Annotated in this window: 16 protein-coding genes; 8 read left to right on the forward strand and 8 right to left on the reverse strand. The window is 67.6% G+C overall.

The annotated features are described in order from the left end of the window. Window positions 1-25 precede the first annotated feature (25 nt). Genes EV670_RS05590 through EV670_RS05600 form a run of 3 tightly spaced genes read right to left on the reverse strand, consistent with a single transcriptional unit; the run spans window position 26 to window position 1903 of the window. Window positions 26-901: a DUF3106 domain-containing protein gene (locus EV670_RS05590; RefSeq protein ID WP_130430788.1), complete on the reverse strand. Its 876-nt coding sequence runs from the start codon at window positions 899-901 to the stop codon at window positions 26-28. Beyond that, complete coding sequence (locus tag EV670_RS05595; RefSeq protein WP_130430789.1) at window positions 891-1337, reverse strand: DUF3619 family protein; 447 nt, start codon at window positions 1335-1337, stop codon at window positions 891-893. Before EV670_RS05595 ends, EV670_RS05590 begins: the two co-directional genes overlap by 11 nt. After that, on the reverse strand, window positions 1334-1903 hold the full coding sequence (locus EV670_RS05600) for an RNA polymerase sigma factor (RefSeq protein WP_130430944.1): 570 nt from the start codon (window positions 1901-1903) through the stop codon (window positions 1334-1336). Before EV670_RS05600 ends, EV670_RS05595 begins: the two co-directional genes overlap by 4 nt. Before the next feature lie 254 nt (window positions 1904-2157). Between EV670_RS05600 and EV670_RS05605 the strand changes: the two genes are divergently transcribed. The 3 genes from EV670_RS05605 (at window position 2158) to ilvC (ending at window position 5650) form a co-directional block, all read left to right on the forward strand. Beyond that, a complete protein-coding gene (locus EV670_RS05605; RefSeq protein ID WP_423213569.1) occupies window positions 2158-3924 on the forward strand; it encodes an acetolactate synthase 3 catalytic subunit in 1767 nt (588 codons plus the stop codon). Window positions 3925-4092: 168 nt separating this feature from the next. Next, a complete protein-coding gene (ilvN, locus tag EV670_RS05610; RefSeq protein WP_130430791.1) occupies window positions 4093-4584 on the forward strand; it encodes an acetolactate synthase small subunit in 492 nt (163 codons plus the stop codon). 49 nt (window positions 4585-4633) lie between these two features. Further along, window positions 4634-5650 carry a ketol-acid reductoisomerase gene (ilvC, locus tag EV670_RS05615; protein ID WP_130430792.1) on the forward strand — a complete coding sequence of 339 codons (1017 nt, stop codon included), beginning with the start codon at window positions 4634-4636 and terminating at the stop codon, window positions 5648-5650. Window positions 5651-5701: 51 nt separating this feature from the next. Here the strand turns inward: ilvC and ccmD are convergent, their stop codons facing one another. The 4 genes from ccmD to ccmA are packed head-to-tail and all read right to left on the reverse strand — an operon-like array spanning window position 5702 to window position 7949. Further along, entirely contained in the window at window positions 5702-5866 is a 165-nt protein-coding gene (gene ccmD / locus EV670_RS05620; protein ID WP_130430793.1) for a heme exporter protein CcmD, read from the reverse strand. Continuing rightward, the gene (gene ccmC, locus EV670_RS05625) at window positions 5863-6621 is read right to left on the reverse strand and encodes a heme ABC transporter permease CcmC (RefSeq protein ID WP_130430794.1); all 759 of its coding nucleotides are present in this window, start codon (window positions 6619-6621) and stop codon (window positions 5863-5865) included. Before ccmC ends, ccmD begins: the two co-directional genes overlap by 4 nt. Before the next feature lie 39 nt (window positions 6622-6660). Next, entirely contained in the window at window positions 6661-7329 is a 669-nt protein-coding gene (ccmB, locus tag EV670_RS05630) for a heme exporter protein CcmB (RefSeq protein ID WP_130430945.1), read from the reverse strand. A 5-nt stretch (window positions 7330-7334) separates the two neighbouring features. After that, complete coding sequence (gene ccmA / locus EV670_RS05635; RefSeq protein WP_130430795.1) at window positions 7335-7949, reverse strand: cytochrome c biogenesis heme-transporting ATPase CcmA; 615 nt, start codon at window positions 7947-7949, stop codon at window positions 7335-7337. 150 nt (window positions 7950-8099) lie between these two features. Between ccmA and pssA the strand changes: the two genes are divergently transcribed. The 3 genes from pssA to pbpG all read left to right on the forward strand — a co-directional run bounded on the left by pssA (window position 8100) and on the right by pbpG (window position 11810). Continuing rightward, on the forward strand, window positions 8100-8942 hold the full coding sequence (gene pssA / locus EV670_RS05640; protein ID WP_130430946.1) for a CDP-diacylglycerol--serine O-phosphatidyltransferase: 843 nt from the start codon (window positions 8100-8102) through the stop codon (window positions 8940-8942). Between the two features lie 183 nt (window positions 8943-9125). After that, a complete protein-coding gene (locus EV670_RS05645) occupies window positions 9126-10667 on the forward strand; it encodes a 2-isopropylmalate synthase (RefSeq protein ID WP_130430796.1) in 1542 nt (513 codons plus the stop codon). A gap of 141 nt (window positions 10668-10808) precedes the next feature. Continuing rightward, window positions 10809-11810, forward strand: coding sequence for a D-alanyl-D-alanine endopeptidase (gene pbpG, locus EV670_RS05650; protein ID WP_242616842.1), 1002 nt, complete (start codon window positions 10809-10811; stop codon window positions 11808-11810). A gap of 87 nt (window positions 11811-11897) precedes the next feature. Here the strand turns inward: pbpG and EV670_RS05655 are convergent, their stop codons facing one another. Next, window positions 11898-12665 carry an IclR family transcriptional regulator gene (locus EV670_RS05655; RefSeq protein WP_130430798.1) on the reverse strand — a complete coding sequence of 256 codons (768 nt, stop codon included), beginning with the start codon at window positions 12663-12665 and terminating at the stop codon, window positions 11898-11900. A gap of 86 nt (window positions 12666-12751) precedes the next feature. Here EV670_RS05655 and EV670_RS05660 point away from each other — a divergent pair, with 86 nt between their 5' ends. Both EV670_RS05660 and EV670_RS05665 read left to right on the forward strand, forming a co-directional pair. Then, window positions 12752-13483: a (Fe-S)-binding protein gene (locus tag EV670_RS05660; RefSeq protein ID WP_130430799.1), complete on the forward strand. Its 732-nt coding sequence runs from the start codon at window positions 12752-12754 to the stop codon at window positions 13481-13483. Window position 13484: 1 nt separating this feature from the next. After that, window positions 13485-14915: a LutB/LldF family L-lactate oxidation iron-sulfur protein gene (locus EV670_RS05665; protein ID WP_130430800.1), complete on the forward strand. Its 1431-nt coding sequence runs from the start codon at window positions 13485-13487 to the stop codon at window positions 14913-14915. The last annotated feature ends 107 nt before the right edge of the window (window positions 14916-15022 follow it).

Genomic DNA, 15022 nt, shown 5'->3' on the forward strand with positions numbered 1-15022 from the left:
CGCCGAAGGCGGCCGGGCGGCGGGTTCAGCGCTGCGTGGTGCCGGCCGCTCCGGGCGCGCTGGCGGCGCGCGCCTCGGCAACTGCACTCTGCGGCCCGCGCTGCGGCAGCAGCGTCTTGCGGTCGACGAACTCGGAAGTCGCCGCGATCTTGGGCATGCCGGCCTGCTGGTGCGAGGGGGGCGTCGGCGTCTGGGTGATCAACCGGGTGCTGGCGCCGGGCTTGGCCTGGACCACGGTCGGTGCCACCGTCTGCGGCTTGGCGGCTTGCTGCGGGTCCGGCACGGTGTTGACCTTGGGCCGCGTCTCGCCCGGGGGCAGGACGGGCCGGCGCTGGGGCGCTGCCACCGGCGCGGCGGCGCGCGCTCCCCCCGTCGTAGCCGTGCCCGCAGCCGACGCGGCCGGGCCTGCGGCGCGGGCGCCGACGGGTGGTCGCGCCGTGGTCGCGGCGGGTTTTTGCGCGGACTGGCTGGCCAGCTTGCGCCGTTGCTCCTCGGGCAGCGCCTGGTAGGCCTCCCAGCGGGCCTGGCGGTCCTCGGCGCTGAGTTGCTTGGCGCCCTGGTAGTTCAGGCGCGCCTGGCCACGCTCGGCCGGCGTCATGCGGGCCCACTCGGACATCCGGTCCTGGATGCGCTCGCGTTCGGCCGGACTCAACTGATCGAAGCGCGCCGCGACCTCGAGCCACTTCAGCTTGCGCTGGGCATCGATGCTGCCCCAGTCGCGCGCCAGGGGCGCCAGCGCGGTGCGCTGCTGGGGGCTCAGCGAGGCCCAGCTGGGGCCGGCCTCGGCCGCGGTGACGACAGGCGCAAGCTGGGCGAGCGCCAGCAGCAGCACGCAGCGGTGGAGCAGGGCATACAGGGTCGGCCGGCCGCGCCGGACAAGGAGCTTGGGTTCAGTCGCCATGCGGGCTGCGCAGGAACTCGGCAAAACCGTCGTCGGCGTAGGCCGACGGCGGCAGGTCGTCGGTCAGCAGCGCGGAGTCGACCTCTGCGGCGGCGAACACCATGTCGTCGTCGGCCTGCATCTGGATCGTCACCAGCCCGACGGCCAGCGCCACCACCGGCAGCAAGGAGGCCAATCGCCACTGCCAGCTGGGGCCGCCGCCGAGCGCCAGGGTCGAACGCCCGGCCATCGCGACCATCGGCGCGGCCTGAGCCTGCGGCTGGCGGCCGAGCCGGGCACGCGAGAGCGCCTGCTCGCGCGCGAAACGCAGGCGCTCGCCCACGTCGTGCGGCAGCGCGGCCGTGCCGGCGTTGAGGTGCGCGGCCAGGCGCAGGCCGGCGCGCGCCTCGAGCGTCTCGCGCTCGTTCGGTAGCGTGGAGCGGACAAGCTGGTTCATAGCGTGATTCCCTTCGCCTTCAGTGCCTTGGCAAGCGCATGCACCGCCCGCGAGCAGTGTGTCTTGACACTGCCCTCGGAGCAGCCCATGGCCACGGCCGTCTCGGCGACGTCGAATTCTTCCCAGTAACGCAGCAGGAAGGCTTCGCGTTGACGCGCAGGCAACGCAGACACTTCGGATTCGATCGAAAGCAGGATTTGCGCCCGCTGCACCGCATCGGCTGCACTCTCGGCGCCGGTGCCATCGGCGCCGGCGACCGCCAGCGACTCGAGCAGGTCGAAGTCGCCATCGCCGTCTTCGGAATCGAAGTCCGACAGGCTCTGCATGACCGCGTTGCGCACCTTCTGGCGCCGGAACCAGTCCATCGTCGCGTTGGACAGGATGCGCTGGAACAGCAGCGGTAGTTCGGCGGCCGGCCGGTCGGCGTATTTCTCGGCCAGGCGAATCATCGAGTCCTGCACGATGTCGAGCGCGGAATCGTCGTCACGCACCGCGAAAACCGCTCGCTTGAAGGCCCGCTTCTCGACGCTCTTGAGAAAGTCGCTCAGTTCGGAGTCGGAAGCCAAGAGGGACGCTGCGCTGGGTTGGCCGAGGCGGCGCGGATTATTGCACCGGCATCTCGCGGCGACTGCGGCCAAGGGAAAACGAGCGCTGCTGCATGCATAATGCTGCTTCGCACAAAGTATCGGGTCTTCCTCTGCCTTCCGACCCGGGAGGCCGAAACAGTTGATCGCACAGGTCCCACACCCGCCTCACGAGGGCGCGGAGAGGGGCACCGAAGGTTTTTCGTCAGAGACTAACCAAGAGGTTCTACATGGACATGTCTGCCGCGGACATCAAGCGTGCCGCCTCGGCACAGCCGCAATCCCCCCCGAAGGAGCTGAACGGCTCCGAAATCCTCGTTCGCAGCCTGCAGGCCGAAGGTGTCAAGCACCTCTGGGGTTACCCCGGCGGCGCGGTGCTCTACATCTACGACGCGCTCTACAAGCAGGACAGCATCGAGCATGTGCTCGTGCGTCATGAGCAGGCCGCGATCCACGCCGCCGACGGCTATGCCCGCGCCACCGGCGAGGTCGGCGTGGCGCTCGTCACCTCCGGCCCGGGCGTGACCAATGCCGTCACCGGCATCGCCACCGCCTACATGGACTCGATCCCGATGGTGATCATCACCGGGCAGGTGCCGACGCCGGCGATCGGGCTCGACGCCTTCCAGGAATGCGACACCGTCGGCATCACGCGCCCGATCGTCAAGCACAACTTCCTGGTCAAGGACGTGCGCGAACTGGCGACGACGATCAAGAAGGCCTTCCACATCGCCCGCACCGGCCGTCCCGGCCCGGTGGTGGTCGATGTGCCGAAGGATGTGTCGCTGCACACCGCGCCCTTCCACTACCCGGAGCGCGTCGAGATGCGCTCCTACAACCCGGTGCGCAAGGGCCACAGCGGCCAGATCCGCAAGGCGGTGCAGCTGCTGCTGCAGGCGCGTCGGCCCTACATCTACACCGGCGGCGGCGTGATCCTCGGCAACGCCAGCGCCGAGTTGCGCGAGCTGGTCGACCTGCTCGGCTTCCCCTGCACCAACACGTTGATGGGGCTGGGTGCGTTTCCGTCGACCGACCCGCGCTTCCTCGGCATGCTCGGCATGCACGGCACCTACGAGGCGAACATGACGATGCAGCACTGCGACGTGCTGATCGCGGTGGGCGCGCGCTTCGACGATCGCGTGATCGGCAACCCGAAGCACTTTGCGACGGTCGAGCGCAAGATCATCCACGTCGACATCGACCCTTCGAGCATCTCCAAGCGCGTCAAGGTCGACATCCCGATCGTCGGCGACGTCAAGGAAGTGCTGCAGGAGCTGATCAGCCAGTTGCGCGAGGCGCAGGCGCGGCCCGATGCCGTCGCGCTCAGCGCCTGGTGGAGCCAGATCGCCGAGTGGCGCAAGCGCGAGTGCCTCAAGTACAAGGGCTCGGACGAGGTCATCAAGCCGCAGATGGTGGTCGAGAAGCTGTGGGAGCTGACCCGCGGCAGCGACGCCTACATCACTTCCGACGTTGGTCAGCACCAGATGTGGGCAGCGCAGTACTACCGCTTCGACGAGCCGCGCCGCTGGATCAACTCCGGCGGCCTCGGCACGATGGGCGTGGGCCTGCCGTATGCGATGGGCATCAAGCTGGCCAAGCCCGACAGTGATGTGTTCTGCATCACCGGCGAGGGCTCGATCCAGATGTGCATCCAGGAGCTCTCGACCTGCCAGCAGTACAAGACGCCGGTCAAGATCGTCTCGCTCAACAACCGCTACCTGGGCATGGTGCGCCAGTGGCAGCAGCTCGACTACGGCGGCCGCTACTCGCACAGCTACATGGATGCGCTGCCCGACTTCGTGAAACTGGCCGAGGCCTACGGGCATGTCGGCCTGCTGGTCGAGAAGCCGGGCGACGTGGAGGGCGCGCTGCGTGAGGCGATCCGGCTCAAGGATCGCACCGTGTTCCTCGACATCCGCACCGACCCCACCGAAAACGTCTGGCCGATGGTCAAGGCCGGGCAGGGTATCTCGGAGATGCTGCTGGGCTCCGAGGACCTCTAGGAAGCCGGTCGCCGGCGGCGCAAGGAAGCGGGGCTTGCCGGCCCCGCGTCAGGCGCGTCGAGGGCGACCGGAATCCGGTCCGAAGAGCATTCCGATCAACTTCGCAAGGCGTGGCCAGGGGCCGGCGGTTACCGCCGCCGGTCGTGAAGAGCGCGCCGAACGGGAACCATGAAACACATCATTGCCTTGTTGCTGGAGAACGAGCCTGGCGCTCTCTCCCGCGTGGTCGCGCTCTTCTCGGCGCGCGGCTACAACATCGAAAGCCTCACCGTCGCGCCGACCGAGGATGCCTCGCTCTCGCGCATGACCATCGTCACCACCGGCTCCGACGAGGTGATCGAGCAGATCACCAAGCACCTCAATCGCCTGATCGACGTGGTCAAGGTGGTCGACCTGACCGAAGGCGCCTTCCTCGAGCGCGAACTGATGCTCATCAAGGTGCGCGCGGTCGGCAAGGAACGCGAGGAGATGAAGCGCATGGCCGACATCTTCCGCGGCCGCATCATCGACGTCACCGAGAAGAGCTACACCGTCGAACTGACCGGCGACACGGGCAAGCTCGACGCCTTCATCGAGGCGGTCGATCGCAGCGCGATCCTCGAGACCGTGCGCACCGGCGCCAGCGGCATCGGCCGCGGCGAACGCATCCTGCGGGTCTGAGCGACCCGATCAACGACGACAGCAACCGAATTTTTCTGGAGAGAGCACCATGAAGGTCTACTACGACAAGGACACCGACCTGAGCCTGATCAAGGGCAAGAACGTCACCATCATCGGCTACGGTTCGCAGGGCCACGCCCACGCGCAGAACCTCAACGACAGCGGCGTCAAGGTCACCGTCGGCCTGCGCAAGGGCGGCGCGAGCTGGAGCAAGGTCGAGAAGGCCGGCCTCAAGGTCGCCGAGGTCGCCGAGGCGGTGAAGAACGCCGACGTGGTGATGATCCTGCTGCCCGACGAGCAGATCGCCAGCGTCTACCAGAGCGAGGTCGAGCCCAACATCCGCGAGGGTGCGTCGCTGGCCTTCGCGCACGGCTTCAACGTGCACTACGGTCAGGTCGTGCCGCGCGCCGATCTCGACGTCTGGATGGTCGCGCCCAAGGCGCCCGGCCACACGGTGCGCAACACCTACACCCAGGGCGGCGGCGTGCCGCACCTGGTGGCGGTGCATGCCGACAAGTCCGGCAAGGCGCGCGACCTGGCGCTGAGCTACGCCGCGGCCAACGGCGGCGGCAAGGCCGGCATCATCGAGACCAACTTCCGCGAGGAAACCGAGACCGACCTGTTCGGCGAGCAGGCCGTGCTGTGCGGCGGTGCGGTCGAGCTGATCAAGGCCGGCTTCGAGACGCTGACCGAGGCCGGCTACGCGCCCGAGATGGCCTACTTCGAGTGCCTGCACGAACTCAAGCTGATCGTCGACCTGATCTACGAGGGTGGCATCGCCAACATGAACTACTCGATCTCGAACAACGCCGAGTACGGCGAGTACGTGACCGGGCCGAAGATCGTGACCGATGCGACCAAGGACGCGATGCGCCAGTGCCTCAAGGACATCCAGACCGGCGAGTACGCCAAGAGCTTCATCCTCGAGAACCGGGCCGGCGCACCGACGCTGATCTCGCGCCGTCGCCTCAACGCCGAACACGACATCGAGGTCGTCGGCGCCAAGCTGCGCGCGATGATGCCGTGGATCGCCAAGAACAAGCTGGTCGACAAGAGCCGCAACTGATCGGACCCACGTCGTAGCAAAGGCCGCCGGAAGGCGGCCTTTTTCATTGCCTCAGTGCTCGTGTTCGATCGCTGCGGTGCGCAGCAAGGCACGGCGTCGCGCCGCGAGCAAGACGACCTCGCCGGCCATCAGCAGTGCCGTCACGCCGAACGAGCCCCAGACGTAAACGCCGTAGCCGCCCATCGCGAAGAAGTCCGACCAGCTGTTCCAGTTCATGCAGATCCCGCTTCCGGTCGCAATTCGCGCTGCACCCACGCCGTGTGCTGCTCGCGCTCGAGGATGATGGTGCGCAGCCGGGCCAGCGCCACCGCGATCGAGTACATCCAGAAGCCAAGCGCCAGCAGCAGCATGCCCAGCAGCATCGGCGTGGCGATGGTCGGCGCGCTCGAGAGGCTGACCGAGGCGCCCTGGTGCAGCGTGTTCCACCACTTGACCGAGAAATAGATGATCGGCACGTTGACCACGCCGACCAGTGCCAGCAGCGCCGCCGCACGATCGGCGCGGCGCGCGTCGTCGATCGCCGCATGCAGCGACAGGAAGCCGATGTAGAGGAACAGCAGGATCAGCTCCGAGGTGAGCCGCGCGTCCCAGACCCACCAGGTGCCCCAGGTCGGCTTGCCCCAGAGCGCGCCGGTCCACAGCGCGATGAAGGTCATCAGCGCACCGGTCGGCGCCAGTGCGAGCGCCATCATCGACGAGAGCCGGGCGTTGAACACCAGGCCGACGCCGGCCCAGAAGGCCATCACCAGGTAGATGAACATCGACATCCAGGCCGCCGGCACGTGGACGAAGATGATGCGATAGGCCTCGCCCTGCTGGGCGTCGGTGGGCGCGATGCCGAGGCCCACGACCAGCCCGGCCAGCGACAGCAGCGCCGCGGCAATCGCAAACCACGGAATGAGCCGGCCGGCGAGCGGATAGAAGCGCTGCGGCGCGGCGTACCTGGACCAGAAGATTCCGCTGTCTTGCATGGGGGCGAGCGTCGATCGATCTGTCATTGTGCAAGGAGCTCAATCGAAGGCGATGCGCAGCGCGGCGGTGGTGGCCAGCGGCGCCAGGAACAGCGCCAGCACCAGCATCGCGGCGAGCAGCGAGAAATGACCGCCGACGCCGATGCCGGCGCTGCTGGCCTCGACCGCGCCGGCGCCGAAGATCAGCACCGGCACCACCAGCGGCAGCACCAGCAGCGACAGCAGCACCCCGGCGCCGCGCAGGCCCACCGTCAGCGCGGCGCCAATCGCGCCGATCAGGCTCAGCAGCGGCGTACCGATCAGCAGCGAGGCCAGCAGCACCAGCGTGGCCTGCGCATCGAGATCGAACTGCAGCGCCAGCAGCGGCGAGATCAGCACCAGTGGCAGGCCCGAGATCAGCCAGTGGGCGGCAATGCGCGCCAGCACCAGCAGCGGCAGTGGCGTGGCGGCGAGCAGCATCTGCTCCAGGGTGCCGTCGCGGTGGTCGTCGGCGAACAGGCGGCCGAGCGAGAGCATCGAGGCCAACAGCGCCGCGACCCAGACCACGCCGGGCGCCATCGTTCGCAGCAGCTCGCGCTCGGGGCCGACGCCGAGCGGAAACAAGCTGACGACGATGATGAAGAAGAACAGCGTGGCCAGCGTGTCGGCGCGGCGGCGGAAGGCCAGCCGCAGGTCGCGCGCGGCCAGCGCGCGCATGCCGGCGATCATGCCGCTCACAGTGCGACCACCATCGGCGCCAGGCCGGTGTCGAGTGCCACTTCCTGGTGGCTGCTGAGCACGACGATGCCGCCACGGCCCAGATGGCCGGCAATCAACTCGCGCAGCCATTGCAGCGCGCTGCTGTCGAGGGCGTCGAAGGGCTCGTCCAGCACCCACAGCGGTGGCGCACCGATCAGCAGCCGGGCCAGCGCGAGGCGCCGGCGCTGCCCCTGCGAGAGCAGGCGTGCCGGGGTCGTCTCCCGCCCGCCCAAGCCGGCGCTGGCGAGGGCCGCGCGCGCCGCAGCCGGTGTGGCCGCGTGACCGCCGAGGAGGGCGGCGGTCCGCAGGTTCTCGAGTGCGCTGAGGTCGTCCTTGAGCGCTGCGGCATGGCCGATGTAGACGAGTTCCCGGCCAAACTCCTCGCGCAGATCCGCGAGACGTTCGCCCCGCCACAGGACCTCGCCACGGGCCGGTGCCAGCAGGCCGCAGATCAGGCGCAGCAGGCTGGTCTTGCCGGCGCCGTTGGCGCCCTGCACGCGCAGCAACTGGCCCGGCTGCAGTCGCAGGTCGAGGCCAGAGAACAGCGTGCGGGCGCCGCGGATGCAGTCGATGTTGCGCAGCTCGAGCATGGCGCCGCGAGTACACCACGAGCGTCGGTCGCGTTGAAGCCTCGTTTGCCAGTGTCGCGCCAAGGTGCTGCGGTATCCTCCGCCCCTTGAACTGCTCCCGTCCGATCCTCGCCCAGGCGGACAGGCTGAAGAACCAACATGAGCACACCGATGCATGACGGGGACGCGATTCCGGAAGCCCTGCCGGAAGAGGACGACGAGGAGCTCAGCGCGCGTCGTCCGCGCCGCAAGGGCATCTACATCCTGCCCAACCTGTTCACGCTGGCGGCGCTGTTCGGCGGCTTCTACGCCATCGTGATGGCGATGAACGGCCGCTTCGAGCAGGCCGCGATCGGCGTCTTCTGCGCAATGGTGCTCGACAGCCTCGACGGCCGCGTCGCGCGCATGACCAACACCCAGAGCGCCTTCGGCGAGCAGATGGACTCGCTGTCGGACATGGTGAGCTTCGGCGCCGCGCCGGCGCTGATCGTCTACGAGTGGGCGCTCAAGGGCCTGGGCAAGGCCGGCTGGATCGTGGCCTTCGTCTACTGCGCCTGCGCCGCGCTGCGGCTGGCACGTTTCAACACCAACATCGGCGTGGTCGACAAGCGCTTCTTCCAGGGCCTGCCGAGCCCGGCCGCGGCGGCGCTGGTGATCGGCTTCATCTGGGTCATGGACGACGCCGGCTGGAAGAACGTGTCGGAGATCGCGGCGCTGGCCTGGTGGGCCCTCGCGCTGACGCTCTATGCCGGCGTGACGATGGTGCTGAACATTCCCTTCTACAGCTTCAAGGACGTGAGCTTCAAGAAGACGGTGCCCTTCATCGTCATCGTGGCCATCGCGCTCGGCATCGCGATCATCAACATCCATCCGCCTGTCGTGCTGTTCGCGCTGTTCGCGATCTATGGCATCTCGGGCTACGTGGTGTACGCCTACAAGAAGGCCAAGGGCAAGCAGGTCAGCGTGATCGCCACCTCGATCGACGAGCCCGACGAGCGCGGCCTGCACGGCTGAGTCCGCCGCGCTGTGCTACATTGAATCCATGTCGTTCCGCCCCACGCTGCTACTTCTTCTAGGAGTGCCTCGCGCGCGCTGATCGACTTCGTCCATCCGAATTCCGCATCACGGCCCGCGCGCTCACCAGCCCGCGGGCCGTTTGCTTTTTCTCCCACGCGAGCTGAACCCCGGAGATTTCCCATGTCCGACAAGCTGATCATCTTTGACACCACCTTGCGCGATGGCGAGCAGTCGCCCGGCGCCTCGATGACGCGCGAGGAGAAACTGCGCATCGCACGCCAACTCGAGCGGCTGCGCGTCGACGTGATCGAGGCCGGCTTCGCCGCCTCGAGCAACGGTGACTTCGAGGCCGTGAAGTCGATTGCCGACCACATCCGCGAATCCACCGTCTGCTCGCTGGCGCGCGCCAACGACCGCGACATCGCGCGCGCCGCCGAGGCGCTCAAGAGCGCCGAGCGTGCGCGCATCCACACCTTCATCGCCACCAGCGAACTCCACATGGAGAAGAAGCTGCGCATGACGCGCGAGCAGGTGCTCGAGCAGGCGCGGCTGTCGGTGCGTTTCGCGCGCAACCTGTGCGGCGACGTCGAGTTCTCGCCCGAGGACGGCTATCGCTCCGACCCCGACTTCCTGTGTCGCGTGCTCGAGGCGGTGATCGAGGAGGGGGCGACCACGCTCAACATCCCCGACACCGTGGGCTACGCGATTCCGGAGCTCTACGGCAACTTCATAAAGATGCTGCGCGAACGGGTGCCGAATTCCGACAAGGTGATCTGGTCGGTGCACTGCCACAACGACCTCGGCATGGCGGTCGCCAACTCGCTGGCCGGCGTCAAGATCGGCGGGGCGCGCCAGATCGAATGCACCATCAACGGCCTCGGCGAGCGCGCCGGCAACTGCGCGCTCGAGGAGGTGGTGATGGCGGTGCGCACCCGGCGCGATCACTTCGGCCTCGAGGTCGGCATCGACACCACGCAGATCGTGCCGGCCTCGCGCATGGTCAGCCAGACCACCGGCTTCGTGGTGCAGCCCAACAAGGCGGTGGTCGGCGCCAACGCCTTTGCCCATGCCAGCGGCATCCATCAGGACGGCGTGCTCAAGGCGCGTGACACCTACGAAATCATGCGCGCCGAGGATGTGGGCTGGAGCGCCAACAAGATCGTGCTCGGCAAGCTCAGCGGCCGCAACGCCTTCAAACAGCGGCTGGCCGACCTCGGCATCGAGCTCGAAAGCGAGGGCGAGATCAACGCCGCCTTTGCCCGCTTCAAGGATCTGGCCGATCGCAAGAGCGAGATCTTCGACGAGGACATCATCGCCCTGGTCGGCGACGAGAGCGTCACGCCCGAGCATGAGGCCTACCGCCTGCTGTCGCTCGAGCAGCAGTCCGCCACCGGCGAGCGGCCGCGCGCCACCGTGGCGTTCGTCGCCGACGGCATCGAGCACAAGGCCCAGAGCGAGGGCAACGGACCGGTCGATGCCAGCCTCAAGGCGATCGAGTCGCTGGTGAAAAGTGGAGCGGAGATGCTCCTCTATTCGGTGAACGCAATCACCTCCGGCAGCACAGAATCACAGGGTGAGGTGACGGTCCGGTTGCAGCACGGTGGACGTGTGGTCAACGGCGTCGGCTCGGACCCCGACATCGTGGTGGCTTCGGCCAAGGCCTACCTGGCCGCGCTGAACAAGCTCCACAGCAAGCAGGAACGCGTCGCGGCCCAGGGCTAAGTCATGAAGCCCTACGGGTAAACCTAGACTCGAAATGAGAAAAGGTTCGCAAGTTCTTGATCTTGCGCACCTTTTTTCTTTCGCCTAGACTCGGGCGCATTCTTGGGATCGCCTGTGACCCTCCAGCTTCGTCTCTCATCGTTGATTCCCGCCCTGGCTTCGGCTCTGCTGTTGCTGGGGCTGAGCCTGCCCGCGGCCGAAGCGGCGGCCAAGCGCAAGAGCGCCACGAGCGCCACGCCACCGGTGACGCTCAAGGTCGCCAAGACCAATCGAGTCGCCAAGAAGCGCGTGGCTTCTTCGCGCCGGGTCGTCATCGTCCCATCGCGGCCCTCGGCCGGCGAACTGGCCGGCCTGCATGGCACTTCCGATCCGCTCGATCTGCGCTCCAGCGTGGCCTTCGTGATCGATCAGGACACGCACGAGGTCCTGCTCGACAAGAACGCCCAGGCGGTGCTGCCGATCGCATCGCTGACCAAGCTGATGACCTCGGTGGTGGTGGTCGAAGCCGGTCTTCCGCTCGACGAGGTTCTGACGATCAGCCAGGACGACGTGGACACCGAGAAGGGCAGCGGCTCCAGGCTGCGCGTGGGTACCCAGCTGACGCGCGGCGAGATGCTGCATCTGGCGCTGATGTCCTCCGAGAACCGGGCCGCCAACGCGCTCGGGCGCCACTACCCGGGTGGCCAGGCCGCCTTCGTCGAGGCGATGAATGCCAAGGCGCAGTTGCTTGGCATGGGCGACACGCGCTATGTCGAGCCGACCGGGCTGTCGAGCCGCAACCAGAGCAGTGCCAAGGACTTGGCGCTGTTGGTGGGCGCCGCTTCGCAGCACCCGCTGATCAGCGAACTCTCGACCTCGCCCTCGTACCAGGTGGCGGTGGGGCGCCGTACCCTGCAGTACCACACGACCAACCGGCTGGTGCTCAACCCGAGCTGGGAGATCGGCCTGCAGAAGACCGGCTACATCTCCGAGGCCGGACGGTGCCTCGTGATGCAGGCGCGCCTGGCCGGCCGCAAGCTGATCATGGTGTTCCTCGATTCGACCGGCAAGTATTCGCGGCTCGGCGATGCCGAGCGCGTTCGCCAGTGGATCGAGGCCGCGCCGGTGACCACCACCGCAACGGTGCCGGGCCTGAGTTCCTGATCGATCACACCCGCGGGACTACGGGGACCTTTGCATCCGGCGTCGTTGGGATGGACGCTGCAGAAAGCCCGGCTCGACCGGGCTTTCTCATGAGTGGTGGCCGAGCTTGTTGGAGATCTGCGCCGCGGTTTCCTTGAGCCGGTCCAGCCAGCCGTCTTCGAGGCGGTCGGCCGGGGCCGAGATCGACAGCCCGGCGATCAGCTTGCCCTGGTCGTCGTAAATGCCGGCGGCCATGCAGCGCACGCCGAGCTCGAGTTCCTCGTTGTCGCGGGCGCTGCCGTACTGCAGCACCTTGGCCAGTTCGCGTTCCAGCAAGGGCAACTGGGTGATGCTGTTGCGGGTATGGCCGGACAGCCCCGTGCGGGTGGCGTAGGCGCGCACCCGTGCCGCGTCGTCGTGGGCCAGGAACAGCTTGCCGACCGAGGTCAGGTGCAGTGGCGCGCGGCCGCCGACCGTACGCACCACCTGCATGCCGGAGCGTTCGCTGTAAGTGCGCTCGATGTAGATGATCTCGTCGCCCTGGCGTACCGAGAGGTTGACCGGTTGGTGGGTCAGCTTGTGCAGCTCGCGCATCGGCGCCAGCGCCGCGTCGCGCACGTCGAGCCGCGCCTTGACCAGGTTGCCCAGTTCGAGCAGCCGCATGCCCAGGCGATAGCAGCCCGCCTCGGGCCGGTCGACGTAGCGGCCGACCGCCAGGTCGTTGAGGATCCGGTGCGCGGTCGACGGATGCAGGCCGGTCTGTTCGCTGAGCACCTTCAGCGGCACCGGGTCGGGATGAGCTGCCAGCACGTCCAGCAGCGAAAACATGCGGTCGATAACCTGGATCGTCGGCGTGTGCGCGGATTCGCGTTTCATATGGCGATTGTCACTCAGGCTTGTGGCCATTTTGCATCGCGAAACATGAAGCCATCGAAGCCCCTTCGCATGAATAATCGACGCCCATGAAAGTAGGCTTCTTCATCACCTGCCTGGTCGACGCGATGCGGCCGTCGATCGGCTTTGCCGCGATCAGGCTGCTCGAGTCGGCTGGTTGCCAGGTCGAGGTGCCGATGGCCCAGACCTGCTGCGGCCAGCCCGCCTACAACTCCGGCGATCGCGCCACGGCGCGCGCGCTGGCCGAGAAACTGCTCGACGAATTCGAGCGCTTCGAGCACGTCGTCCTGCCCTCGGGTTCCTGCGGCGGCATGATCAAGGCGCACTACGCCGACCTGTTCGCCGGCGATCCCGAACTCAGCCGCCGCTATGCGCTGCTGCAGCCTCGGGTGCACGAACTCACCGACTTCCTGGTCAATGTCGTGAAGATCGAGTCGGTGCCGGGCACCGGATTCAGTGGCCGCGTGACCTACCACGACAGTTGCTCCGGGCTGCGCGAACTCGGCGTCAAGGCGCAGCCGCGTTCGCTGATCGGCCAGTTGCCCGGCGTCACGCTGTCGGAGATGGCGCAGTGCGAGCAATGCTGCGGCTTCGGCGGCACCTTCTCGGTGAAGTACGGCGACATCTCCGGCGCGATCGTCGACGAGAAGTGCGGCCACATCGAGGCCACCGGTGCCGACGCCGTGGTCCTCGGTGATCTCGGCTGCATGCTCAACATCGAGGGCCGGCTGCGCCGGCGCGGCAACGAGCGCACCAGGGTGATCCATATCGCCGAACTGCTGGCCGGAGAGGGGCGCTGAGATGCAGATGCAATCCATGCACTTCCAGGCCCGTGCCGGCGAACGGCTGGCCGACCGGCGCCTGCAGCAGAACCTCAAGAAGCTGGCGACCAAGTTCGTCACGGCGCGCGCCGACGCGATGCGCGAACTCGAGGACTTCGAGACCATCCGCGACGAGGCGGTACGCCGGCGCAACGCGGCACTCGAGAAGCTCGACGTCTGGCTCGAAGCCTTCGAGCGCGAGGCGAGCCGGCGTGGCACCACCGTGCTGTGGGCCGAGACACCGGCCGCCGCCTCGGCCCTGGTGGTGCAGATCGCGCAGCGGCATGCGGTGAAACGCGCCACCAAGACCAAGAGCATGGTCAGCGAGGAGATGGCGCTCAACGCCGCGCTCGAGGCCGCTGGCGTACAGGTCACCGAGACCGACCTCGGCGAGTACATCCTGCAGATCAACGACAACGAGCCGCCGAGCCACATCATTGCGCCGGTGATCCACAAGGACAAGGCCGAGATCTCCGCACTGTTCGAGAAGACGCACGTCGACAAGGTGCGCATCCCCGGCCATGTGCCGGAGATCCCGGAGATGACGCGCGAGGCGCGCGAGGTGCTGCGCGCGAGGTTCCTGGAATCCGAGATGGGCATCACCGGCGGCAACTTCGTGATCGCCGAGACCGGCTCGGTGGCGCTGGTCACCAACGAGGGCAACGAGGGTATGTGCACCATCGTGCCGCGGGTGCATGTGGCGATCACCGGCATCGAGAAAGTGCTGCCCACGCTCGATGACCTGGCCACCATCATGCGGCTGCTGCCGCGCTCGGCCACCGGCCAGACGATCAGCAACTACTTCTCGCTGCTGACCGGGCCGCGCGCCGCGGGCGAACTCGATGGCCCCGAGCACAACTACGTGATCCTGATGGACGGCGGCCGCAGCGGCCTGCTCGGCGGCGAGTTCCAGGAGATGATGCGCTGCATCAAGTGCGGTGCCTGCATGAACCACTGTCCGGTCTACCAGAAGATCGGTGGTCACTCCTACGGCTGGGTCTACCCTGGCCCGATGGGCTCGGTGCTGACGCCGAGCTACATGGGGCTCGAACAGACGCTGGACCTGCCGCAGGCCTCGACGCTGTGCGGGCAATGCGAGGTCGTGTGCCCGATGAAGATTCCGCTGCCGGAGTTGCTGCGCAAGCTGCGCGAGCAGCAGTTCGAGCGCGGTCTGCGGCCGGCCGGCGAACGCGCCGCGCTCGCGGTGTGGGGCTTCGTCGCGCGGCGGCCCTCGCTCTATCGCGCGCTGTCACGTATCGCCGTACGGGTGCTCGCCGCCGTCGGCCACAACGGCCGCTTGAGCTCGCTGCCGCTGGCCGGGGGCTGGACCGGCACGCGCGACCTGATGGCGCCCACCGGGCGCACTTTCAAGGAGCTCTACGCGCAGCGTCGGCCGACGAGTGAAGGCTGATCGTCGCAGGCGGCCGTCGGCGCGTGCGGCCGCCACCGCGTGGCGGCTGTTGCTGCTGCCGCTGCTCCTGTCTGCAGTCCCGCACGCGGTGCGTGCGCAGGCGACGG

This window comes from Rivibacter subsaxonicus (assembly GCF_004217215.1).
GTDB lineage: Bacteria > Pseudomonadota > Gammaproteobacteria > Burkholderiales > Burkholderiaceae_C > Rivibacter > Rivibacter subsaxonicus.